This is a genomic window from Celeribacter indicus (assembly GCF_000819565.1).
GTDB classification, from domain to species: Bacteria; Pseudomonadota; Alphaproteobacteria; order Rhodobacterales; family Rhodobacteraceae; genus Celeribacter; species Celeribacter indicus.
Genome location: NZ_CP004393.1, coordinates 3,927,445 through 3,949,659, shown reverse-complemented (window position 1 = coordinate 3,949,659; position 22,215 = coordinate 3,927,445). Strand labels below are relative to the sequence as shown.

The window sequence follows — 22,215 nt, the reverse complement described above, 5'->3', positions numbered from 1 at the left end:
GCCGAAACGGAGGAAGACGCGATGGCGCTCGACACGAACCAGCCGGCCTACGCGGCCGAAGAAAAAGAGCTCTACGAGATCGGCGAACTGCCCCCGATGGGCTATGTGCCGCCGAAGATGTACGCCTGGGCGATCCGCCGTGAGCGGCACGGAGAGCCGGAGCAGTCCTTCCGGCAGGAGGTTGTCGACACATGGAAGATCGACAGCCATGAGGTTCTGGTGCTCGTGATGGCCGCGGGGGTCAATTACAACGGCGTCTGGGCCGGGCTCGGCAAGCCGATCTCGCCCTTCGACGTGCACAAGCAGGACTATCACATCGCGGGCTCCGACGCCTCCGGCATCGTCTGGGCCGTGGGCGACAAGGTGAAGACCTGGAAGGTCGGCGACGAGGTGGTGATCCATTGCAACCAGGACGACGGCGACGACGAGGAATGCAACGGCGGCGATCCGATGTATTCCCCGAGCCAGCGGATCTGGGGCTATGAAACCGGCGACGGCTCCTTTGCCCAGTTCGCCCGCGTCCAGGCGCAACAGCTCATGCCGCGGCCGCAGCACCTGACCTGGGAAGAAAGCGCCTGTTACACGCTGACGCTGGCGACGGCCTACCGCATGCTGTTCGGCCATGCGCCGCACGAGCTGCGTCCGGGGCAGAACGTGCTGGTCTGGGGCGCGTCGGGCGGGCTCGGCTCCTACGCGATCCAGCTTGCCAACACGGCGGGGGCGAATGCGATCGGGGTGATCTCTGACGAGAGCAAGCGGCAGTTCGTGATGGATCAGGGCGCGAAGGGCGTCATCAACCGCAAGGATTTCAACTGCTGGGGCCAGCTCCCGGTGGTCAACAGCCCGGAATACAACGCGTGGCTCAAGGAGGCGCGCAGGTTCGGCAAGGCGATCTGGGACATCACCGGCAAGGGCGTGAATGTCGACATGGTCTTCGAGCATCCGGGCGAGGCGACCTTTCCCGTCTCCACACTCGTGGTGAAGAAGGGCGGCATGGTGGTTATCTGCGCCGGCACCTCCGGGTTCAACTGCACCTTTGACGTGCGCTATATGTGGATGCACCAGAAGCGCCTCCAGGGCTCGCATTTCGCAAATCTCAAGCAGGCCGCCGCCGCGAACCGCCTGATGTGCGAAGGCCGGCTCGATCCCTGCATGTCCGAGGTGTTCGGCTGGGCGGAGATCCCGGCGGCGCATACGAAGATGCTGCGCAACGAACACAAGCCCGGCAACATGGCCGTGCTCGTGCAGGCGCCGCGCACCGGGCTGAAGACCCTCGGGGATGTGCTCGCCTCCGGCAGGTGATGCCGGCGCGGGATGCTGTCCTCGGAGGGTTTCCCGCCCATCGGACCCGCGCCGCTCTCCGGTCGGAGAGCGGTTTTTTCGTTTCTGTTGACATTATGCAACTATAGGTTGTAATCAGGCGCGCGCACTCCCGTATGAAATGACGGGCGGCGCAAAAGCGCAAGTCCATATGTGCGGGATCAATGAAATCAATGAGTTATTAGAAATCATGCAGTTGCTCTGCATGGCCTCGCCATTTATGGGGAGGGCAAAACCGCGAATTTCAAAATGCGAACCGCATGTCTAAAGTTGAAAAGGTGTCGAAAAGGACAGCGGAAAAGAGGTTTACATGCGCAACGATTGGATACTTGATGTTCTCACTGACCTGCGGTCGTTCGCTGAACAGAACGGCCTCAAGGCGAGTGCGGAGCAGTTGGGAGACACATGCCTCGTCGTCGCCGCCGAACTGGCCAATGCGGGTTCAGAAAAGAGGTCGCAGCAGGCGGAAGCGCATGACAGCGGATTTGCAGAGCTTTCTGGAGGATATCCAGCAAGTTAAGACATTCGGGGATTTCCAGGGCGCGACAGAGAAGCTGCGCGACCTGCTCGGCATTTCGCATGTGGTATATCATTGGGTGAACAGTGTGGGGGAACGGTTCGGCGCCGGAACCTATTCCTCCGAATGGGTCGACCGCTATCTCGAAAAGGATTACCTGCGCATCGACCCCGTCATCTTCGGCTGCTTCCAGCGGTTCACTCCGGTCAACTGGAAACAGCTCGACTGGTCGGGCAAGGCCGCGAAGGCCTTCTTCTTCGATGCGCTCGACCACGGCGTCGGCAATCAGGGCTACACCATCCCGATTCGGGGACCGAACGGACAGTTCGCGCTTTTCACCCTCAACGGCACGGTGCCCGATGACGCCTGGGAACGGCTGATCTCCCGCCATGAACGGGATCTCGTGATCGTCGCCCATGAGTTCAACAAGAAGGCCCTCGCCTTCGAAGCGGTGGACGAGACGACGGCGAGCCCGGCGCTGTCGCCGCGGGAGCTGTCGGCGATCACCCACGTGGCGAAGGGGCTGAGCCGCGCGCAGGCGGCGGTGGAGATGGGGATCTCGGAACACACGCTGCGGGTCTATATCGAATCAGCGCGCCACAAGCTCGGGGCGATGAACACGACTCACGCGGTGGCGCGGGCGCTGTCGATGGGGCTTATCATCGTCTGAAATGCTCAAATCTTCAACTCTCCCTGCGGGTGAGAGGCCGCGCCTCACGGTTGTGCGGTGAACGCAGGGTGAACATCCCCGAAACTGTCGCGTTCCGCTTGATCAGAACATGGTTAATACTTGCACCTTAGCGTCATCAACAGTTGACCGAAACAGGAGCTTCAGACCCATGCTACGCTACATCTACGCCGACGATCTCGCCTATTTCCCGCGCCTGCGCGACACCATGTTCCGCGACCGCGCCGACCAGTTCAAACGCCGCCTCGGATGGGAGGTGAAGGTGAACGAGGCGGGCGAGGAACGCGACGAATACGACGCGATCAACCCGCTTTATGTCATCTGGCAAAAATCCGACGGAACCCATGGCGGTTCGATGCGATTCCTGCCGACCACCGGGGACACGATGGTCAACGACCATTTCTCCCATATCAACGACGGCAAGCGCATCGAGAGTCCCTTCATCTGGGAATGTACGCGCTTCTGCCTCGCGCCCGGCGCGGATCGCCGCGTGACGGCGGCGCTGACCGTCGGGGCAGGGGAGATCATGGACGAATTCAACCTGCGGCATTTCGTGGGGGTCTTCGACCCGCGGATGGAGCGGATCTATTCGCTGATGGGGCTCAATCCCGATGTGCTCGGCCGCGTCGGAGAGGGCCGCAATACGATCGGCGTGGGCCTTTGGGAGATGCACGAGGACGTCTTCGCACCCACGCTCGAGAAGGCGGGGTTCGACCGCGCGACCTCGAAGCGGTGGTTCCGGGAAGCCTTCGATCGCTCGGTCCTCGGGGACACGCGCGCCATCGCCTGATACGCTTGCCTCTGGTCCCCGTGGCGGCGTCCCTGTAGGGTCGCCGCCATGAGCCGCACAGTCCTGTCCCTTTCCGACGATCAGGCCGAAGCCTTCGACGCCGTCAGCGAGATGCTGAGGGGCGTGGGCGTCGATCTCGACGCGGGTGTGCTCCTGCCTCCGGGGCAGGGCAAGAGCGCCGTGCGCGCGGTCATCGGCAAGGCCGGGTCGGGCAAGACGCTGCTCCTGGCGCAGCTCTACAAGGCGCTCGAGGAGGCAGGCGTCGAGGTCGTGTCCGGCGACTGGGAGGGAAAACGCCGCAAGGAACGGCGCACCCTCGCCATTCTTGCGCCGACGAACAAGGCCGCCTCGGTCCTGCGCCATCGGGGGGTGCCGGCGACGACGATCCACCGCATCCTCTATACGCCGGTCTATGACCCGCTCTACGAGGATCTCGCCGAGTGGCTCGCGGGCAACGGCGAGCGGCCGCAGATCGAGGGGCTGACCGAGGAGGCGCTCGACCGCGCCCATGCCTTCTACCAGACGCATAAATCCGTGCCGGGCGCCTTTGCCGCGGCGGGGCTCAGGGGGTCGGATTTCATCACCGGCTGGAAGCGGCGCGAGGATCCGCTCGACATCGGGTTCATCGACGAAAGCTCGATGCTCGACAAGCGCCAGTTCGAGGATCTCCAGGAGATCTTTCCGACCCTCGTGCTGTTCGGCGACCCGGCCCAGCTCGCGCCGGTCAACCAGGCCGGCGAGATGATCTTCGACGCGCTGCCGAAGGCGCAGGTCCACAGCCTGAGCCGCATCCACCGGCAGGAGGCCGACAACCCGATCCTCGACCTCGCCCATGCGCTCGCCGATCCTGAGGTCGATTTCCATCGCTTCGAGCGCATGGTGGAGGAGGCCGCGGCACGGGACGAGCGGGTGGTCTTCGCCCCGCGGGTGGAAGCGGACCTGATGGCGCGCTCGCCCGTCCTCGTGTGGCGCAACGCGACGCGGATCCGCCTTATCCAGGCATTCCGCGGCGCCTTCGACGCGCCAGCCGACGCGCTTCTGCCCGGCGAGCCGCTGATCTGCGACGGGATCGAGCTGCCGATGAAGCACCGCAAGAAGCGGCTCGACCTGGAGGCGCGGGGGCTCATCAAGGGCGCACAGGTGGTCTACAAGGGGCCGGGGCGCAAGCCGGGATTTTCGCGGCTCTACGTGATGGGGGCGGAGGATCCCGACCTGTCGGCGGCCTCCATCGTGAAGATCGAATTTCCCGGCGAGGAGGAGCCGTTCATCCCTTATGCCGCGCGGATGGGCGCGACCTTCCTGCATGGCGCGGCGGTGACGATCCACAAGGCGCAGGGCTCGCAATGGGAGAATGTTCAGGTCTTCGCCCCCGACATCTACGCCGCCGCGCGGGCGGGCCGGGTGGAGGCGGGCACGCCGCTCTGGAAGCGGCTGACCTATGTGGCGATCACGCGGGCGGAGACGCGGCTTCTCTGGGTGACGCGGGCGATGCTGGCCAAGCCGACCGCGCCGCTCTCGGTCGAGGATCTGAAGCCGAAGGTGGCCGTGCCGCTCACGCTCGAGGCGGAGGAGGACGGCTTTCTCTGATCAGCGGCGGATCAGCCGGAAGATCGCGGAGGCCCCCCAGCCGCAGAAGGCGGCGACCGCCAGCGCCATCACGCCGTAGAGGAAGGCATTGCGATAGGCGAGATTGTAGAGCCAGCGTTCGAGCCCGACCTTCTCCACGTCGATCGAGGTGCCGTAGCTGTCGATCACCTTGCCGTCGCGCAGCAGGAAGATGCGCGTGGCATAGCCGCCTTCGACGATATTGGCGGGCAGGGCGATGGAGGTGCGGAACAGCGTGTCCTCCACCAGTTCGACCTCGCCCTCGCGCGTGCGGTAGAGATCCGCGTTCCGCCGCAGCCGCAGGATCGCGTCGCGGGCGGGCAGGCCGCGCAGACCGGGCAGGATGCGCTTGTCGGCGGTGATCTTCCACAGGCTGTCGGTGAGCGGCGGGAGGATTTCGTCGAGTGCGCGGGTGGAGGCGACAGTGTAGAACACGGGCGTGTGCCCGACGACCTGCGCCTCCACGTTGATCCAGATGCCGAAACGGCGGTCCTTGCGGCGGATCGTCTCGACCTGTTCGGGGCCGGCGACGGTGACGATCACGTCGAGATTGCTGTCGCGCGGGATGGTTTCCTCGCGCTTGATTGCGCCGAAGACGAGGATCTCGGAGCCTTCGAAATTCGCGTTCACCGAAACCTGCGTCTGGCTCAGGGCGGCGACGACCTGTTCGGCGGCGCCGGGCAGGGGGGCGAGGCCGAGGGCGAGGGTGAGGAGCGCGAGGAACCGTCTCATGTCAGAACCCGATCGAATAGACTTCGCGCGGCGGGATCAGAAGGTCGATGCCGAGCTTGAGACAGACCGCGAGGACGAGCAGCGCGAGCAGGATGCGGAGTTGTTCGGCCTTGAGCTTCAGCCCGATCTGCGTGCCGATCTGCGCGCCGATGACGCCGCCCACGAGCAACAGGAAGGCGAGCAGCACGTCGACCGTGTGGTTGGTATAGGCGTGCAGCATCGTGGTGAAGCCGGCGGTGAAGATGATCTGGAACAGTGACGTGCCCACCACGACCTTCGTGGGCATGCCGAGAATGTAGATCATCGCGGGCACCATGATGAAGCCGCCGCCCACGCCCATGATCGCGCCGAGCATCCCGACCATCATGCCGACGCCCACGGGCGGAATGGCGGAGATGTAGAGGCCGGAGGCGCGGAATTTCATCTTGAAGGGCAGGGTATGGACCCAGAGGTGTTTCTTGCGCTCGGGCCGCCCGGCCGGACGGCCCCTCGCGCGCCTGATCGCCTTGAGCGACTCGATGAGCATGAGAACGCCGACGATGCCGAGGAAGACGACGTAGCAGAGCGTGACAAGCAGGTCGACCTGCCCCAGCGCCTTGAGCATGTTGAAGATCTGGATGCCGAGCGCGGAGCCGACGAGCCCGCCGGCGAGCAGGACGGCCCCCATCTTCAGATCCACTGTCCGGCGCTTGAAATGCGTCAGGACGCCCGAGACGGAGGAGGCGACGATCTGGTTGGCGGAGGTGGCGACGGCGACCGCGGGCGGAATGCCGACGAAGAACAGCAGCGGGGTGATGAGAAACCCGCCGCCGACGCCGAACATGCCGGAGAGGATGCCGACGATACCTCCGATGCCGAGGAGGATGAACGCGTTCACCGAGACTTCTGCAATGGGGAGAAATATCTGCATGTGCTGGGCTCTCGCGGCGTCTTTTCTCAGGAATGCCTTGAAACGCGGCGGGCGTCAAATGCTCTGCCGCAGGCGCGAAGGAAAAGCCGGGCCGCAGCCCCGCCGTTCCGACCGGCCGGATCGGATCACCGTTCCTTCACATAGGGCTTTCCGCCCGCGCGCGGCGGGATCGCCTTGCCCACGAACCCCGCGAGGATGATCACCGTGAGGATATAGGGCAGGGCCTGCATGAACTGCACCGGGATCACGATATCCCCGAGCGCGATCGACTGGTAACGGTTGCCGATCGCCTCCAGCAGCCCGAAGAGCAGCGTTGCCCAGAGGGCGTACCACGGCCGCCATTTTGCGAAGATGAGCGCGGCGAGGGCGATATAGCCGCGGCCGGCGGACATGTCCTTGACGAAGCCGGCGGCGAGCGAGGCGAGGTAGGTGCCCGCGAGGCCGCAGAGCACGCCCGCGATCACGAGCGCCGCATAGCGCAGCCGCACCACGGAGACGCCTGCCGTGTCGACGGCGCCGGGATTTTCCCCGACGGCGCGCAGGCGCAGGCCGAAGCGGGTGCGGTAGAGCACCCACCACGACAGCGGCACGGCCGCGAGGGCGACATAGGTGAGCGCCGTGTGGCCGGAGATCAATTCGTCATAGGCGGGACCGATGACCGGCACTCTCGCCATCGCGTCGGAAAAGGGCAGGTTCCAGGATTCGAACCGCCCGCCGCCGAACAGCGAGGGCGTGCGCCCGCCGAGGGCGAACCAGCTCTGCCCGACGACGATGGTCAGGCCGGCGGCGAGGAAGTTGAGCGCGACGCCGGAGATGAGCTGGTCGCCGTTGAAGGTGATGGAGGCGAGCCCGTGCAGCATCGAGAAGGCGAGCGATCCCGCGACGCCCGCGAGCAGCCCGAGCCAGATCGAGCCGGTGACGGCGGCCACGGCACCGGAGAGGAAGGCGGCGGCGAGGAGCTTGCCCTCGAGGCCGATGTCCACGATGCCCGCCCGTTCGGAGAAGAGCCCCGCGAGACATGTGAGCAGCAGCGGCGTCGCGAGGCGCAAGGAGCTGTCGAGGATCTGGATGACGGTGAGATAGTCCATGGCTCAGGCGTCCTTCCTGCGGCGACTGAGGGCGAGGAACAGTTTTTCGAGCGGGATCCTCACCATGTTGTCGAGCGCGCCGGTGAACAGGATGACGAGCGCCTGGATGACCACGACGAGTTCGCGCGGGATCGATTCCCAGAAGGCGAGCTCCGCCCCGCCCTGGTAGAGAAAGCCGAACAGGAGGGCGGCGAGCACGATGCCGACGGGATGGTTGCGCCCCATGAGCGCGACCGCGATCCCGATGAACCCCGCGCCCTCGACCGCGTTGTCGATCAGCCGCTCGGCCTCTCCCATCACGTTGTTGATCGCCATGAGCCCCGCGAGCGCGCCGGAGATCAGCATGGCGATGATGACGATGCGCACCGGGTTGATGCCCGCGTATTTCGCCGCCGTCTCCGACTGGCCATAGGCGCGGATCTCGTAGCCGAGCCGCGTGCGCCAGATCAGGACATAGAAGGCGATCGCGGCGAGGATCGCGACCACGAAGGAGATGTTCGCGGGCGCGTTGCGGTTGAACCCGATCCCGAAGGGGGCGAGCATCTCGTGGAAGGTCGGCAGGTGGGCGCCGGCCCCGAAGCGCGCGCTCTCGGTCGCCATGGCGCCGGGAACCTTCAGGTGGTTCAGCAGGATATAGCCGACGAGCGCGGAGGCGATGAAATTGAACATGATCGTCGTGATCACGATATGGCTGCCCCGTTTCGCCTGGAGCCAGGCCGGGATGAACGCCCAGGCGGCGCCGAACAGCGCGCCGCCGATCATCGCGCCGGGCAGGGCGAGCGTCCAGTGCGGCCAGGGCACGTTGAGGCAGACGAGCGCGACGCCGAGCCCGCCGAGCATCGCCTGGCCTTCGGAGCCGATGTTGAACAGCCCCGCGTGATAGGCCACCGCCACCGACAGGCCGGTAAAGATGAAATTCGTCGTGTAATAGAGCGTGTAGCCGAGCCCGTTTGTATTGCCGAAGGCGCCCTGAACCATCGTGCGGATCGCCATGAAGGGATCCTTGCCGATCGCCCAGATCACGAGGCCGGAAAAGAAGAAGGCCAGCAGGATGGAGATCAGCGGGATGAGGACGGCATCCGCCCATTTCGGCATTTTCGTCATTGGTCGTCCCCTCCGGTGATCCCGGCCATCAGGAGGCCGAGCTCGCCCTCACTCGTCTCCGCGGGCAGGCGCTCGCCCATGATCCGCCCGTCGAACATCACCGCGATGCGGTCCGACAGGGACAGGATCTCGTCGAGCTCGACCGAGACGAGGAGGATGGCCTTGCCCTCGTCGCGCAGTTGCACGATCTGCTGGTGGATGAATTCGATCGCCCCGATATCGACGCCGCGCGTCGGCTGGCCCACGAGGAGCAGGTCGGGATTGCGGTCGATCTCGCGCGCCAGCACGATCTTCTGCTGGTTGCCGCCGGAAAAGCTCTTGGCCTCGAGCCGCGGGTCGGGCGGGCGGACGTCGAACTTCTCCATCTGCCGCCGGGTCATCTCGCGGATGCCGGCATTGTCCATCAGGAGGCGGTTCTTCTGGTATTCCGGGGCGTGGTGATAGCCGAAGACCATGTTCTCCCAGGCCTGGAATTCGAGGATCAGCCCCTCGTCATGGCGATCCTCGGGAACGTGGGAGATGCCGCGCCTGCGCCGCGACTGGCCGTCGGAATGCGCGCCGGTGAGGTCGATCTCCTCGCCGTTCACGCGGATCGTGCCGGTGCCGGCCATGTAGCCGCCGAGCACCTCGAGCAGTTCGGTCTGGCCATTGCCCGCGACGCCCGCGATGCCGAGGATCTCGCCCGCGCGCACGCTGAGGTCGATGCCCTTCACCCGCTCCACGCCCTGGTCGTCCACGACGTGCAGGTTTTCGATCTCGAGCGTCGGCTTGCCGGGGCGCGCGGGTTTCTTGTCGACGCGCAGCAGGACCTTGCGCCCGACCATCAGCTCGGCGAGCTCCTCGGGCGATGTTTCCGCCGTCTTCACCGTCGCCGTCATCTCCCCGCGTCGCATGACCGACACGGTGTCGGTGATCTCCATGATCTCGCGCAGCTTGTGGGTGATCAGGATGATGGTCTTGCCCTCGTCCCTCAGCCCCTCGAGAATGCGGAACAGGTGGTCGGCCTCCGCAGGCGTCAGCACGCCGGTCGGTTCGTCGAGGATCAGGATGTCGGCCTGCCGGTAGAGCGCCTTCAGGATCTCGACCCGCTGCTGATGGCCGACGGAGAGATCCTCGATCAGCGCGTCCGGTTCGACCGAGAGCTCGTATTCGTCGGAGAGCTGTTTCAGCAGCCTGCGGGCCTTGGCGAGCGACGGTTTCAGGAGCCCGCCCTCCTCGGCGCCGAGGATGACGTTCTCAAGCACGGTGAAATTCTCGACCAGCTTGAAATGCTGGAAAACCATGCCGATCCCGGCGGCGATGGCCGCCTGGCTGTCGGTGATCTCCACCCTGCGCCCGTCGATCAGGATCTCCCCCGCGTCGGCCTTGTAGAACCCGTAGAGGATGGACATGAGCGTGGATTTCCCCGCGCCGTTCTCGCCGATGATCCCGTGGATGGACCCCTTGGCGACGGAGATGGAGATGTCCCTGTTGGCCTGCACCGGGCCGAACGCCTTGGAGATCCCGCGCAATTCGATCGCGGGGGCGGCGGATGCGGTGGGGGCGGCAGTTGCCTGCCGCCCCGTATCCGTCTGGGCGCTCATCGCGACACCGCCTCAGAACGCCGGGCAGGAGTCGTCGGACATGTAGTCGTGCACAACGATTTCGCCGGAGACGATCTTCTGCGTCGCCTCGTTGATCGCGGCCTGCATCTCCTCGGTGATGAGATCGGCATTGTATTCGTCCATCGCCAGCGCCACGCCCTCGTTCTCGAGCCCCATCACGATCAGCCCGGTCTGGAGTTCCTCGCCCTGGGTGAAGGCGTCATATACGGCATTGTCGACGCGCTTGACCATCGAGGTCAGCACATGGCCCGGCTGGAGATAGTTCTGGTTGCTGTCCACGCCGATGGCGAGCATGTCCTCGTCGGCCGCTGTCTGGAGCACGCCGAGGCCGGTGCCGCCCGCCGCGGCAAAGACCACCTCGGAGCCGGCCGCCTTCTGCGCGCGCGTCAGTTCGCCGCCCTTCACCGGGTCGTTCCAGGCCGCCGGCGTGGTGCCGGTCATGTTCACGATCACCCGGCCCTCGGGTTTCACCGACTTGAACCCTTCGGCATAGCCGCAGGCGAACTTGGAGATGAGCGGGATGTCCATGCCGCCGACGAAGGAGACGGTATTGCCCTCGGCCGCATAGGCCGCCGCGATCCCCGCGAGGTAGGAGCCTTCCTCCTCCTTGAAGACCACGGAGCGGACGTTCGGCGCTTCCACCGCGCCGTCGATGATGGTGAATTTCGTGTCCGGGAAGTCGGCCGCGACGGTTTCGAGCGCGCTCGCGAAGGAGAAGCCGGCCATCACGATCGGGTTGAAGCCGTTCTCGGCGAAGCGGCGCAGGGCCTGTTCGCGCTGCGCGTCGGACTGAAGCTCGACGTCGCGATAGGAGCCTCCGGTTTCCTCTTTCCAGCGTTCGGCCCCGGTGAAGGAGCTTTCATTGAAGGATTTGTCGAATTTCCCGCCGAGGTCGAAGATGATCGCCGGTTCGGCAAGGGCCGCCCCGGAAGTCAGGGCGAGGGCGGCCGCCGCGCCGAGGAAAGTCGTCTTGAGGGTCATGGTCATCTCCCGTCAGGTCCTTGTCTTGGGGCCGTCCCCACGCTCCGGCGCGTCTGCCCGAAGCCTGGTCACATGCCCATGGAGCGGGCAGTTTTTCCCGCCGATAAGAGGGATTAGGGCGTGTCGCCGCAGGAGGGTCAATAGGGTTTTTCGGGAATTTGACCGTTTGGTCGTCCGATGCGCAGAGATTGGACATCCGTGCGCGCCGTTCCGTTGGGTCACATCTCCCCGATCCGCTTTTCGAGGAGAAGCGCGTCGATCCGGTCGCCGTCGGGGGTGACGTAATAGCCGCCGCGCCGGCCGGATTCGCGATATCCGGCGGAGCGGTAGAGCGTGATCGCCGGGAGGTTGTCCTCGGCGACCTCGAGAAAGGACATGCGCGCCCCCGCCGCCTGCGCCGTCGCCTCGTAGTCGCGCAGGAGCCGCCGTCCTGCCCCCTGCCCGCGGGCGTCGGGCATCACCGCGATGGTCAGAAGTTCCGCTTCCCCAGCCACCGCGCGTCCGAGAGCAAAGCCGGGGCCGCCGCAGGTGACGAGGAACACGCCGCGCAGGGGAAGGAGTTCCGCGAAGTCCCGTTCGGACCAGGGGCGGGGCGTCGTGAAGCTGGCCGTGTGGATCTCGGCCAGGCGGGCAGGGCCGAAGGCCGACACTCCGGCGCCGGTCAGGCGGCGACGGGGCGCACTTCGAGCACTTCGGGGATGTAGTGGCGCAGCAGGTTCTCGATGCCCATCTTGAGCGTCAGGGTCGAGGAGGGGCAGCCGGCACAGGCACCCTGCATATGCAGGTAGACCACGCCGCGGTCGAAGCCGTGGAAGGTGATGTCGCCGCCGTCCTGCGCCACCGCGGGCCGCACGCGCGTATCGAGCAGTTCCTTGATCTGCTGGACGATGTCGCTGTCGGGTCCGTCATGGGCGGCATGGCCGGCGGGAACCGCGCCTTCGCCTTCCATCACCGGGGCGCCGGACTGGAAATGTTCCATGATCGCGCCGAGGATCGCAGGCTTCACATGATCCCAGTCGGTCGCCTCGTCCTTCGTCACGGTGACGAAGTCGGAGCCGAAGAACACGCCCGCGATATTGCCCACCGCGAAGATGCGGCTGGCGAGGGGAGAGGTCTTCGCGGCCTCCTCGGTCGGGAAATCGGCGGTGCCGCTGTCGAGAACCGCCTGGCCCGGCAGGAATTTCAGCGTTGCCGGGTTCGGCGTGGATTCGGTCTGGATGAACATGGCGCGTATTCCTTACTGATGAGGTCGGATATGCGCTTTCGCGCGCCGAAAGTCAAGTTTTAGAACGGTTCTAAATATTAGCCTCAGATAATCCTTTGTTCAAGCTCCTTGGCCGAAACGCCCGGAACCGTCCAGAAGGCGACGGCCTCGGGGCTGATGCCCGCGAGGACGCGTTCCAGATCGTGATGCGAAGAATGACGCCACAGCGCATAGGCCGTGGCCTCGATCACGTTCAGCGGCGTGATATTGTGGGCCTTTCGCAGCGATTGCGCTTCGCGGATCATCTCCGCGCGGGTGCCGAAGGGCAGGGGCACGGCGTCGACGCGCCAGTTATAGACGAGCATCGCCCGGAGAAGGGAGGGGATCGCATCGCCGAAAGCGATCACCTGCGGCGGGGTGAGCCGGCGCCGGAAGACCTGAAGAACGCCGTCGACCGCCGTATAGGTCATATTGTCGCTCTCCATCACATGTCCCATCCGGCCCTTCGCATCGGCAAGGAAGGACCGGAACTCCTTCTGGGCGTGGCGGTAGGTCCATGGCATGGTCATGTCAGGTCACGCTTTCGAGCTTTTCCTTCGACATCTCGCCGGGCACCAGCGTCATCGGGATCGGCAGGTAACCCGCCTGTTTCGACATGGCGTTCACGAGCGGACCGGGGCCGGATTTCTCCGTCCCGGCGCCGAGCACGAGCACGCCGATCTCGGGATCCTCGCGGATCTGGGAGAGGATTTCATGCACCGCCTCGCCCTCCCGGATCACCAGATCCGGCTCGACGCCCTGGCGGTCGCGCATCCATTTGGCGAAGACCTCGTAATGGGCGACGATCCGTTCGCGGGTCTCCTCGCGCATCAGGTCGGCCACGCCGATCCAGTGGTTGAACTCCTCTGGCGGGATGATCGACAGGATCGTCACCCCGCCGCCTGTCTTCGCCGCGCGCATGGCGGCAAAGCGCATGGCGTTGAGGCATTCGCGGCTGTCGTCGAGGATGACGAGGAACTTGCGCATGGTCGATCTGTCCTTTGTCCCGGCATTCGGGCGGGTCCGGCGCGATGATGACCGAGGCGCGCCGTCAAGGCAACAGCTTGCGCGATGTGTCGCGGGGGCCGTCCCCTCCCGGTCGCACGGGAGGGGACGGGATCTGATCCGTCGGGGAAGACGATCAGCCCGCGCGGGCGCATCTGCGCAAGGGCACTGCGCGTCAGCCGGGGGACAGGGCCGAACGGGAGGCGCCGCGGGAGGACCCTAGCGGCGCAATGAAACGCGCGTGTGACATCGCTGCCGCAATCCGCGGCGCTCTCCGTGCACGCACCTTATCGTGAATTGCGAATATGTCCGGGCGCCGCATGGTGGGCGCGACCCTGGAATGAGAACAACGCACGAGGACCGACCCGTCATGATCCCCCTGAGCAAGCGCGGCTTTCTGAAACTCGCCCTCTCCGCCCCCCTCCTTGCGACCCCCTTCCTTGCCTCCGGAGCAGGGGCGCAGGAAATCGGCCTGACCCTGCCGGAGGAATTGCAGGGGAAGAAGGAGGCGCGCCGCAACATCTCGAGCTTCCGCCGCGCGGACTGGCGCGAGCATTTCAGCGAACTCGGCCAGGGTGCGATCGTCGCCGACACGGTGAGCCGCGCGCTGCATTTCTGGAGCGGGGACGGGGCGACCTACAAGCTCTATCCGACCTCGGTTCCCATCTCCGAAGATCTGACGAAACGCGGCTATACCGAAGTGATCCGCAAGGTGGAGGGCCCGACCTGGACACCGACGCCATCGATGCGCGAACGCGATCCCTCTCTCCCGAAGGTGGTGCCCGCGGGGCCGGACAATCCGCTCGGCACCCATGCGCTCTACCTGTCCTGGCAATATTACCGCATCCACGGCACCCATGACACGCGCAAGATCGGCCGCCGGTCGTCGGACGGTTGCATCGGCCTTTACAACGAGATGATCGCGGATCTCTATCCCCGCGTCGCGCTGGGCACGCAGGTCAAGCTGATCTGAGTATTTGGGGCACAAAGGAAACGCAAAAGGGCGCCCGGCGAGGCGCCCTTTCGTGATGGGGGTTTCGGGCCGCGTCAGCGGACGAAGCCCATGTCACACCGGAGGTGTGCGGCCACTCGGACGCGTCAGCGGACGAAGCCCATGTCGCACCGGAGGTGTGCGGCCACTCGAACGCGTCAGCGGACGAAGCCCATGATGTCGAAGGTCTTCTCGAGGATCGGCTGGGCGATCTCGCGGGCCTTTTCCGCGCCCTTTTCCATGATCCGGTCGATTTCCGCCGGATCGTCCATCAGGCGCTTCATCTCGCCGGAGATCGGGGCGAGCCGTTCGACCGCGAGTTCGGCCAGGGCGGGTTTGAACCGGCCCCAGCCTTCGCCGCCATATTCCGCGAGCACGGAGTCGGCGGTCATGTTGGCAAGGCCGGCGTAGATGTTCACGAGGTTGCGCGCCTCGGGCCGGCTGTCGAGCCCGTCCATCTCCTCGGGGAGCGGTTCGGGATCGGTCTTCGCCTTCCTGAATTTCTTCGCGATGGAGTCGGCATCGTCGGTCATGTTGATGCGTTCCATGTCGCTTTCGCCCGATTTCGACATCTTCTTCGTGCCGTCGCGCAGGTTCATCACGCGCATCGCGGGGCCCTCGATCACCGGCACCGTCTCCGGGAAGAAGTCCACCTTGTAGTCGTGGTTGAACTTCGCCGCGATGTCGCGGGTCAATTCGACATGCTGTTTCTGGTCCTCGCCCACGGGGACGTGGGTGGCGTGGTAGAGCAGGATGTCGGCGGCCATGAGCGAGGGATAGGCGTAGAGGCCGAGGGAGACGTTCTCCGCGTTCTTGCCCGCCTTGTCCTTGAACTGGGTCATGCGGTTCATCCAGCCGACGCGGGCGACGCAGTTGAACAGCCAGCCGAGCTCGGCATGGCCGGAGACGCGGGACTGGTTGAACAGGATCGAGCGGTCGGGATCAATGCCGGAGGCCAGATAGCCGGCGGCGACTTCGCGGGTCGCGTGGCGCAGGTCCTCGGGGCTTTGCCAGACGGTGATCGCGTGCATATCCACCACGCAATAGATGGTTTCGAACTCACCGCCCTGCATATCCACGAAACGCTTGATCGCGCCGAGATAGTTGCCGAGGGTGAGCCCGCCCGAAGGCTTGATCCCCGAAAAGACGCGGGGCGTAAAGGCAGGCTTGTCCATCTGGAACTCCGTCACTGGATTAATGGGTGGTCATCGCTTACCTATGGCCGGCGAAAGCGTCAAGGAAAGCCCCGAAATGTCAGATCACCAGAGCGACACCCGCCCCGAACTTCCCTTCAACGCGCTGCCGCCGATGGTCGTGGCGATCGCGCTCGTGCTGGGCGGGATCGAGCTTGTCTTCCAGCTCGGCACGCTTGGGCTGATCGGCGGGGCCGATGCGGTCGGCTGGCGGATCGCGGCGATGGAGGATTACGGCTTCTTCGACGTGATCTTCGAGGCGATGCGCGCCCAGGGGCAATGGCCGCTCGAACATCTCCTGCGCTTTCTCTCCTATGCCTTCATCCACTATTCCTTCACCCATGCGCTGATGGTGCTCGTCTTCATCCTCGCGCTCGGCAAGATGGTGGGGGAGACCTTCGGCAACCTCGCCGTGCTCGTGATCTTCGCCGTCGCGACGGTTGCCGGTTCGCTCGTCTACGGGCTGGCGGTGAACACGCAGGTGCAGCTCGTCGGGGCCTATCCGGCGGCCTACGGCTTTGTCGGGGCCTATACCTTCATCCTCTGGATCGGGCTCGGGCGGATGCAGGAGAGCCGGATCCGGGCCTTCACCCTCATCGGGTTCCTGATGGGGCTCCAGCTCGTCTTCGGCCTGATGTTCGGCGGCACGCCCGACTGGATCGCCGACCTGTCGGGATTCGTGGCGGGCTTCGTCACCGCCGCGCTGCTGGTGCCGGGCGCCTTCGGGCGGATCGTCGCGCGGTTGCGCGCGCGGTGAAAAGTTGCGCGGTTGCGCGCGCGGTGAAAAGTTGCGCGGTTGCGCGTGCGGTGAAAAGTTGCGCGGTTGCGCGTGCAGAGCGGGTCAGCGCCGCACCGATCCCCTAAGCTCGGCAAAGCGGGTGGCGCCGATGGCATGGGCGATCGCGAAATAGCCGATGATGCCCACGGAGACGAGGAGCAGCGTGGCCAGGCCGCGCGAGAGCTCGAACACCGGCGCGAGGGCGAGGTTCGTGCCGTAGAGCAACAGCCCCATCAGCACCGCCGCGGCGAGGATGCGCGGGGTGCGGCGGACCAGCCGGGGATCGGCCGTCACCTCCTCGCCCATTCCGGATTTTCCGAACCACAGGAGCGCGACCATGGCCCAGGCGGCGACGGTCGTGGCGACGGCGGCGGCGAGATAGCCGATGACGAAGGCGAGGCCGATCGCGACGGCGGCGTTGATCACCATCGCGAAGACCGCGAAGCGGAACGGGGTGCGGGTGTTCTCCCGCGCGAAATAGAGCGGCTGGAGCACCTTCTGCATCACGAAGGCGGGCAGGCCGAGGCCGTAGATCATGACCGCCACCGCGGTCTTGTGGGCGTCCTCCGCGGTGAAGGCGCCGCGCTGGAACAGGAAGGAGATGAGCGGCTCCGGGATTACGACGAGCGCGACGGCGGCGGGCACGGTGAGCAGGAGCGCGAATTCGAAGGCCCGGTTGTAGGCGTCGCGCGCGCCCTTGCCGTCGCCCGCCTGGAGCCGGCGCGAGAGATCGGGCAGCAGCACGATGCCGATGGCGATGGCGACGACGCCGAGCGGGAGCTGGTAGAGCCGGTCGGCAAGGTTGAGATATTGCAGCGCGCCGTCCTGGGAAAAGGAGGCGACCTGCCGTCCGATCAGCAGGTTGATCTGCACCACGCCGCCGGCGAGCGCGGCGGGGGTCGCCAGCACGAGCAGGCGCCGGATTTCGGGCGTGAAGCGCGGGCGGTGCGGGACCAGCGGGAAGCCGGCCTTCGCGGCCGCGCGCCAGACGACGGCGAGCTGGGCGATCCCCGCGACGGGCACGGCCCAGATCAGGGCGCGCTCGACCGGAATGCCGGTCTTTGCCGCGCCGATCATGGCGAGCGACAGGATGATGTTCAGGAGCACCGGCGCCGCGGCTGCGGCGGCGAAGCGTCCGGTGGCGTTCAGCACCCCCGAGAACAGCGCGCCGAGCGAGATGAACAGCACGTAGGGAAAGGCGATGCGCCCGTAGTCGACGGCAAGGTCGAACCGTTCGTCCCCGATGAAGCCGGCGGCCATCGCCGTCACGAGCAGGGGCATGAAGATCGTCGCGACCACGGTCAGCACGAGGAGTGCGAAGGCGAGGGCGGAGAGCGTGTCCTCGGCGAAGCGGCGCGCGTTCTCCCCGGCCTCGACCTTCTTCGAGAAGATCGGCACGAAGGCGACGTTGAGAGTGCCTTCCGCGAAGAAACGGCGGAACATGTTCGGCAGCGAGAAGGCGACGACGAAGGCTTCTGCCGCAGGGCCCGCGCCGAGATAGGCGGCGACGAGGGCATCGCGGACGAAGCCCAGGAGGCGGCTCAGGAAGGTCCAGCCGCCGACGGTCACGAACCCCGTCACGAGACGTGCGGGCTTCATTCGGAGCGGGCCCTCTCGGCGCCGAGCTCGATCGCCTCGCGCAGTTTCTTTTCAAGCGCCCTGCGCTTGGGTTCGGCGTGGAGCTTCATTCCGAACATGTCCTTCACATAGAAGACGTCGACGACCTGGGCGCCGTAGGTGGCGATCTGGGCGGTGACGATGGAGATATTGTTGCCGGCGAGCACTCGCGTGAGATCGAACAGCAGCCCCGGCCGGTCGCGGGTGTCGACCTCGATGATCGTGAAGATCTCGGAGCCCTCGTTGTCGAAGATGATCGAGGTGGGCACGTTGAACTTGCTTTCGCGCTTCTTGATCTTGTCGCGGGACTTGAGCGCGTCGCGGGCGACGATCTCGCCGCGCAGGGTCTTGCCGATCATCTGGCGCAGGCGGGGCAGGCGGCTTTCCTCGTAGGGATTGCCGTCGTTGTCCTGGATCCAGAAGACCGCGGTGGCATAGCCGTCCTTGGAGGTATAGGTGCGCGCGTCCACCACGTTCGCCCCCACGAGGGCGAGCGCCCCGGCGAGGCGGGAGAAGATCCCCGGATGGTCGGAAAGGGCGAAGCAGGCGCGGGTCGCGTCGCGGTCCTCGTCGGGATGCAGGTCGATGCGGATCTCGTCGTCCCGGATGTCGCGCAGGAGCCGCGCGAAGACCTCGTGTGCGGAAAAGGGCAGGCCCTGCCAGTAGGTGCCGTAATGGCGTTGAAGCTCGGCGCGGCGGTCGGCGGGATCCCAGTCCGACAGCGCGGCGCGCAGCACCTTCTTCGCCTCGCCCTCCCGCGCGTCGCGGTTGATCTCCTCGAGCCCGTGCTCGAGCGCATGCGCGGTCTGCGCGTGCAGCGAGCGCAGGAGGACCGCCTTCCAGTTGTTCCACACGCCCGGTCCCACGCCGCGGATGTCGCAAACCGTCAGCACGGTCAGAAGATCGAGCCTTTCACGCGTCTTCACCGCCTTGGCGAAATCGCGCACCGTGCGCGGATCGGCGATGTCGCGTTTCTGCGCCATGTCCGACATCAGGAGGTGATAGCGCACGAGCCATTCCACGGTCTCGCATTCGGCGGGTTTCAGTCCCAGCCGCGGCGCGACGCGCCGCGCGATCTGGGCACCGATCACCGAATGGTCCTCGGTCCGGCCCTTGCCGATGTCGTGAAGCAGGAGCGCGACATAGAGCACCCGTCGGTTGACCCCCTGGGCGAGGATCGAGGAGGCGAGCGGCAGGTCCGCGGACAGCTCCCCGCGCTCGATCTGCGCGAGGTTGGAGATGCACTGGATCGTGTGCTCGTCCACCGTATAGCTGTGATACATGTTGAACTGCATCATTGCCACGATATGCTGGAATTCCGGGATGAAGGCGCCGAGCACGCCGAGCTCGTTCATGCGACGTAGCGAGCGTTCGGGATTGCCGTGTTTCAGCAGCAGGTCGAGGAAGATCCGCTGCGCCTCCGGATCCTCGCGCATCTCCCCGTCGATCCGGTCGAGGTTGGCGGAGATGAGCCGCATCGCATTCGGATGGATGAGATAGCCGGTGCGCAGCGCCTCCTCGAAGAGGCGCAGGATATTGACCGGATCGGACAGGAACGCCTTCGGATCGGCGATGTCGAGCCGGTTGTTGACGAGCTCGTAGGGCGCGGCAATCTTGCGGCGGCGCTTGAAGAGGCGCTGGAGCGCCGGGCCCTGCTTGACATGCTGCGCCTCGAGAGACGTGAGGAAGATGCGGGTCAGTTCCCCCACGCGGGTGGCATGGCGGAAGTAATCCTGCATGAAATGTTCCACCGCCCGGCGGCCGCCATAGTCGACATAGCCAAGGAAGTCGGCCACCTCCACCTGCATGTCGAAGGTGAGCTGGTCCATCGGACGCCCGGCGATCAGGTGAAGCGCATTGCGCACCGCGTGCAGGAAGGTCTCCGCCTCCTCGAACTGGCGGTATTCGTCGGCGGTGAAGACCCCCGCCCGCACGAGATCGGCGGTGTCGCGCACGCCGTGGACGTATTTCGCGATCCAGAACAGCGTGTGCAGGTCGCGCAAGCCGCCCTTGCCCTCTTTCACGTTCGGTTCGACCACGTAGCGCTGGCCGCCCTGCTTGCGGATCCGTTCCTCGCGCTCGGCCAGTTTCGCCTCGATGAACTCCCGCGCCGTCCCCGAGAAGAGCTCGTCGCGCAGCCTGACATGCAGATCCCTCGCGAGGCGGCGGTTGCCGGCGAGGAAGCGCAGCTCGAGCAGGGCGGTGCGGATCGTGAAATCCTCGCGGCCTAGGCGGATGCAATCCCCGATCGTGCGCGTGGAATGGCCGATCTTCAGGTGCAGGTCCCAGAACATGTAGAGCATGCTCTCGACGAGGCTTTCGATCCAGCCGGTGATCTTGTGGGGCGCGAGAAACAGCAGGTCCACGTCGGATTCGGGAGACATCTCGCCGCGCCCGTAGCCGCCGACCGCAAGCACCGCGATCCGTTCGCCCTCCGAGGGGGTCGGGTTCGGATGCAGCTTCGTCAGGGCGGTGTAGAGCACGGATGTCACGATGCAGTCGGTAAGCCAGGCATAGGCGCGCACCGCCGGACGGGCGTTGCGCGGCGCCTCGGCGATGGCGGCGGCGATCGTCTCGCGCCCCGCCTTTTGCACCGCGGCGAGTACGCCGACCGTCGCCTTGCGCAGCGCCGCCGCGTCGGTCGCCTCCGCCCATGCGGCTTCGAGTTCGGCGGCCACGGCGGCGACGTCGAAGATGGCGGTTTCGGCGCAGATCAGGGATCCCGGAGCGGCCGGGACGAAACGGGCGAGTCCGGCTTCCTCAGAAACCGAAGCCGCCGAAGGCTCTGGGTGCAGGGTCAATCTCGATAACCTGGTTGTTCTGGATCGTGGCGACCGACAGGGCGCGTTCGTTCGTGCCGTCGGACATGAGGCGGAAGACGCCGTTCACGCCGACGAAGCCGTTGCGCCGGGTCAGGGCCTGTGCGCTCAGGGTGCCGGTGTTGCCTTCGGAGGCGAGCGCGCCGATGGCCGCGATGCCGTCATAGGCGAGCCCGGCGAGCGCGTGCGGCTGGCTGCCGTAGCGGGCGGTATAGCGGGAGGAGAAACTGGCGGCGAGCTGCTGGTCGGGGATCGCGAACCAGCTGTCCTGGAGGCCCGGCAGGCTCAGGGCCGAGGGCGGGATGTTCCAGCGCTGAAGGCCGATATATTGCGGGTTGGGCGAGCGGATGCCGTTTTCCGGCAGCATCTGCGCCAGGAGCGGCATCGCCCCGTCGTTGCCGGAGGTGAAGAAGATCGCGTCCGCGCCGGAGGACCGTGCGGTGGAGGCGATCGGCTGGATCGCGCTCACCACGCCCTGCTGGCTGAGTTCGAAACTCTGCTGTCCGGCCAGGGTCGCGCCCTGCCGCGCGATGGCGCCCCTGATCGCCTCCGCTCCGGCCTGTTCCGCCGCGGCCTGGCCGTTCACGACCATGATCCGGGACTTGCCGTTGGCGCGGGCATAGGAGACGAGGCGGTTCGCCGTGTTGTCGAAGGTCGGGCCGAGGATGAAGACATTGCCCCCGGCGACGTCCGGGTTGTTGGAGAACGAGAGCACGTTCACCCCCGCGCGCCCGGCCGCGAGCCCCGCGAGCTTCGCCGAGCCGCCATAGACGGGTCCGAGGATGACCTTCGCCCCGTCCGCGACGGCCTGGGAGGCGGCAGAGGAGGCGCGTTCGGCCTGGCCGCCGGTGGGATAGACCCGCAGGTCGATCTGCGCCCCGTCGAGATCCGCGATCGCCATGCGCGCCGCGTTCTCGAGCGAGGTGGCGAGCGCGACGTCGCCGCCCTGGGTCGATTCGTAGGGCACGAGCAGCGCGACGGGGACCGGGCCTCCGCGGCTGATCGCGGGACCGCCCCCCATCTGCATCGCACCCGGATCACAGGCGGCGAGGGCCACGAAGGAAAGGCAGAGCGCAAGTTTCCCGAGGGACTTGCGGGCGGCACGGAGAACAGCGAACATGGGAAACCTCACTCCTGTCGGCGAACGTTGGGGGGCGACGCGCGTCGCGTGATTTTGCGGCGAGACTATGCGACGCGTCCGAAAGAGTAAACGCCGCAAAACCCTGAGAG

21 protein-coding genes are annotated in these 22,215 nt (G+C 66.0%); 7 read left to right on the top strand and 14 right to left on the bottom strand.

All coding sequences use genetic code 11. From position 1 onward, the window contains the following. Positions 1-21 precede the first annotated feature (21 nt). The 5 genes from ccrA (at position 22) to P73_RS19405 (ending at position 4,902) form a co-directional block, all read left to right on the top strand. Positions 22-1,302 carry a crotonyl-CoA carboxylase/reductase gene (ccrA, locus tag P73_RS19420; protein ID WP_043870869.1) on the top strand — a complete coding sequence of 427 codons (1,281 nt, stop codon included), beginning with the start codon at positions 22-24 and terminating at the stop codon, positions 1,300-1,302. 328 nt (positions 1,303-1,630) lie between these two features. Next, complete coding sequence (locus P73_RS26035) at positions 1,631-1,840, top strand: hypothetical protein (RefSeq protein WP_082033301.1); 210 nt, start codon at positions 1,631-1,633, stop codon at positions 1,838-1,840. Beyond that, a complete protein-coding gene (locus P73_RS19415) occupies positions 1,794-2,507 on the top strand; it encodes a helix-turn-helix transcriptional regulator (protein ID WP_043870868.1) in 714 nt (237 codons plus the stop codon). Before P73_RS26035 ends, P73_RS19415 begins: the two co-directional genes overlap by 47 nt. 169 nt (positions 2,508-2,676) lie before the next feature. Beyond that, complete coding sequence (locus tag P73_RS19410; RefSeq protein WP_043870867.1) at positions 2,677-3,315, top strand: acyl-homoserine-lactone synthase; 639 nt, start codon at positions 2,677-2,679, stop codon at positions 3,313-3,315. 48 nt (positions 3,316-3,363) lie between these two features. Beyond that, positions 3,364-4,902, top strand: a complete 1,539-nt coding sequence (locus P73_RS19405) for an ATP-dependent DNA helicase (protein ID WP_043870866.1) — start codon at positions 3,364-3,366, stop codon at positions 4,900-4,902. Here P73_RS19405 and P73_RS19400 read toward each other — a convergent pair whose 3' ends face one another. From P73_RS19400 to P73_RS19355, 10 genes are all read right to left on the bottom strand, one after another. Continuing rightward, a complete protein-coding gene (locus P73_RS19400; RefSeq protein WP_043870865.1) occupies positions 4,903-5,652 on the bottom strand; it encodes a TIGR02186 family protein in 750 nt (249 codons plus the stop codon). A gap of 1 nt (position 5,653) precedes the next feature. After that, positions 5,654-6,562 (bottom strand): sulfite exporter TauE/SafE family protein, encoded by a 909-nt coding sequence (locus P73_RS19395; RefSeq protein WP_043870864.1) that lies wholly within the window; start codon positions 6,560-6,562, stop codon positions 5,654-5,656. 125 nt (positions 6,563-6,687) lie between these two features. Further along, positions 6,688-7,650, bottom strand: a complete 963-nt coding sequence (locus P73_RS19390; protein WP_043870863.1) for an ABC transporter permease — start codon at positions 7,648-7,650, stop codon at positions 6,688-6,690. A gap of 3 nt (positions 7,651-7,653) precedes the next feature. Next, positions 7,654-8,754, bottom strand: a complete 1,101-nt coding sequence (locus P73_RS19385; RefSeq protein ID WP_043870862.1) for an ABC transporter permease — start codon at positions 8,752-8,754, stop codon at positions 7,654-7,656. After that, positions 8,751-10,337, bottom strand: a complete 1,587-nt coding sequence (locus P73_RS19380; protein ID WP_043870861.1) for an ABC transporter ATP-binding protein — start codon at positions 10,335-10,337, stop codon at positions 8,751-8,753. Before P73_RS19380 ends, P73_RS19385 begins: the two co-directional genes overlap by 4 nt. A gap of 12 nt (positions 10,338-10,349) precedes the next feature. After that, a complete protein-coding gene (locus P73_RS19375) occupies positions 10,350-11,339 on the bottom strand; it encodes a BMP family lipoprotein (RefSeq protein ID WP_043871968.1) in 990 nt (329 codons plus the stop codon). A gap of 218 nt (positions 11,340-11,557) precedes the next feature. Further along, entirely contained in the window at positions 11,558-11,989 is a 432-nt protein-coding gene (locus P73_RS19370) for a GNAT family N-acetyltransferase (protein ID WP_052453426.1), read from the bottom strand. Between the two features lie 11 nt (positions 11,990-12,000). Next, positions 12,001-12,564, bottom strand: coding sequence for a NifU family protein (locus P73_RS19365; RefSeq protein ID WP_043870859.1), 564 nt, complete (start codon positions 12,562-12,564; stop codon positions 12,001-12,003). An 83-nt stretch (positions 12,565-12,647) separates the two neighbouring features. Further along, on the bottom strand, positions 12,648-13,112 hold the full coding sequence (locus P73_RS19360; protein WP_043870858.1) for a DUF2267 domain-containing protein: 465 nt from the start codon (positions 13,110-13,112) through the stop codon (positions 12,648-12,650). A gap of 1 nt (position 13,113) precedes the next feature. After that, on the bottom strand, positions 13,114-13,569 hold the full coding sequence (locus P73_RS19355; protein WP_043870857.1) for a universal stress protein: 456 nt from the start codon (positions 13,567-13,569) through the stop codon (positions 13,114-13,116). A gap of 388 nt (positions 13,570-13,957) precedes the next feature. Between P73_RS19355 and P73_RS19350 the strand changes: the two genes are divergently transcribed. Beyond that, positions 13,958-14,560 (top strand): L,D-transpeptidase, encoded by a 603-nt coding sequence (locus P73_RS19350; protein ID WP_043870856.1) that lies wholly within the window; start codon positions 13,958-13,960, stop codon positions 14,558-14,560. 176 nt (positions 14,561-14,736) lie between these two features. On the opposite strand, the gene trpS is transcribed toward P73_RS19350, so the two are convergent. Further along, positions 14,737-15,753, bottom strand: a complete 1,017-nt coding sequence (trpS, locus tag P73_RS19345; protein WP_043870855.1) for a tryptophan--tRNA ligase — start codon at positions 15,751-15,753, stop codon at positions 14,737-14,739. 76 nt (positions 15,754-15,829) lie between these two features. Between trpS and P73_RS19340 the strand changes: the two genes are divergently transcribed. After that, positions 15,830-16,528, top strand: coding sequence for a rhomboid family intramembrane serine protease (locus tag P73_RS19340; RefSeq protein ID WP_043871967.1), 699 nt, complete (start codon positions 15,830-15,832; stop codon positions 16,526-16,528). 84 nt (positions 16,529-16,612) lie between these two features. On the opposite strand, the gene murJ is transcribed toward P73_RS19340, so the two are convergent. From murJ to P73_RS19325, 3 genes are read right to left on the bottom strand one after another with little or no spacing between them, the layout of a single operon-like run. Further along, the gene (murJ, locus tag P73_RS19335; protein WP_043870854.1) at positions 16,613-18,148 is read right to left on the bottom strand and encodes a murein biosynthesis integral membrane protein MurJ; all 1,536 of its coding nucleotides are present in this window, start codon (positions 18,146-18,148) and stop codon (positions 16,613-16,615) included. Next, positions 18,145-20,967: a [protein-PII] uridylyltransferase gene (locus P73_RS19330; protein WP_043870853.1), complete on the bottom strand. Its 2,823-nt coding sequence runs from the start codon at positions 20,965-20,967 to the stop codon at positions 18,145-18,147. Before P73_RS19330 ends, murJ begins: the two co-directional genes overlap by 4 nt. Continuing rightward, complete coding sequence (locus P73_RS19325; protein ID WP_043870852.1) at positions 20,927-22,105, bottom strand: penicillin-binding protein activator; 1,179 nt, start codon at positions 22,103-22,105, stop codon at positions 20,927-20,929. Before P73_RS19325 ends, P73_RS19330 begins: the two co-directional genes overlap by 41 nt. Between the last annotated feature and the right edge of the window lie 110 nt (positions 22,106-22,215).

What these genes read in the sequence shown, in the direction of transcription:
- P73_RS19400 (WP_043870865.1), bottom strand. Translation starts at nt 5,652, where the DNA reads ATGAGACGGTTCCTCGCGCTCCTCACCCTCGCCCTCGGCCTCGCCCCC.
- P73_RS19415 (WP_043870868.1), top strand. Translation starts at nt 1,794, where the DNA reads ATGACAGCGGATTTGCAGAGCTTTCTGGAGGATATCCAGCAAGTTAAG.
- P73_RS19340 (WP_043871967.1), top strand. Translation starts at nt 15,830, where the DNA reads ATGTCAGATCACCAGAGCGACACCCGCCCCGAACTTCCCTTCAACGCG.
- P73_RS19405 (WP_043870866.1), top strand. Translation starts at nt 3,364, where the DNA reads ATGAGCCGCACAGTCCTGTCCCTTTCCGACGATCAGGCCGAAGCCTTC.
- P73_RS19375 (WP_043871968.1), bottom strand. Translation starts at nt 11,339, where the DNA reads ATGACCCTCAAGACGACTTTCCTCGGCGCGGCGGCCGCCCTCGCCCTG.
- ccrA (WP_043870869.1), top strand. Translation starts at nt 22, where the DNA reads ATGGCGCTCGACACGAACCAGCCGGCCTACGCGGCCGAAGAAAAAGAG.
- P73_RS19390 (WP_043870863.1), bottom strand. Translation starts at nt 7,650, where the DNA reads ATGGACTATCTCACCGTCATCCAGATCCTCGACAGCTCCTTGCGCCTC.
- P73_RS19365 (WP_043870859.1), bottom strand. Translation starts at nt 12,564, where the DNA reads ATGTTCATCCAGACCGAATCCACGCCGAACCCGGCAACGCTGAAATTC.
- P73_RS19380 (WP_043870861.1), bottom strand. Translation starts at nt 10,337, where the DNA reads ATGAGCGCCCAGACGGATACGGGGCGGCAGGCAACTGCCGCCCCCACC.
- murJ (WP_043870854.1), bottom strand. Translation starts at nt 18,148, where the DNA reads ATGAAGCCCGCACGTCTCGTGACGGGGTTCGTGACCGTCGGCGGCTGG.
- trpS (WP_043870855.1), bottom strand. Translation starts at nt 15,753, where the DNA reads ATGGACAAGCCTGCCTTTACGCCCCGCGTCTTTTCGGGGATCAAGCCT.
- P73_RS26035 (WP_082033301.1), top strand. Translation starts at nt 1,631, where the DNA reads ATGCGCAACGATTGGATACTTGATGTTCTCACTGACCTGCGGTCGTTC.
- P73_RS19350 (WP_043870856.1), top strand. Translation starts at nt 13,958, where the DNA reads ATGATCCCCCTGAGCAAGCGCGGCTTTCTGAAACTCGCCCTCTCCGCC.
- P73_RS19360 (WP_043870858.1), bottom strand. Translation starts at nt 13,112, where the DNA reads ATGACCATGCCATGGACCTACCGCCACGCCCAGAAGGAGTTCCGGTCC.
- P73_RS19325 (WP_043870852.1), bottom strand. Translation starts at nt 22,105, where the DNA reads ATGTTCGCTGTTCTCCGTGCCGCCCGCAAGTCCCTCGGGAAACTTGCG.
- P73_RS19355 (WP_043870857.1), bottom strand. Translation starts at nt 13,569, where the DNA reads ATGCGCAAGTTCCTCGTCATCCTCGACGACAGCCGCGAATGCCTCAAC.
- P73_RS19385 (WP_043870862.1), bottom strand. Translation starts at nt 8,754, where the DNA reads ATGACGAAAATGCCGAAATGGGCGGATGCCGTCCTCATCCCGCTGATC.
- P73_RS19395 (WP_043870864.1), bottom strand. Translation starts at nt 6,562, where the DNA reads ATGCAGATATTTCTCCCCATTGCAGAAGTCTCGGTGAACGCGTTCATC.
- P73_RS19410 (WP_043870867.1), top strand. Translation starts at nt 2,677, where the DNA reads ATGCTACGCTACATCTACGCCGACGATCTCGCCTATTTCCCGCGCCTG.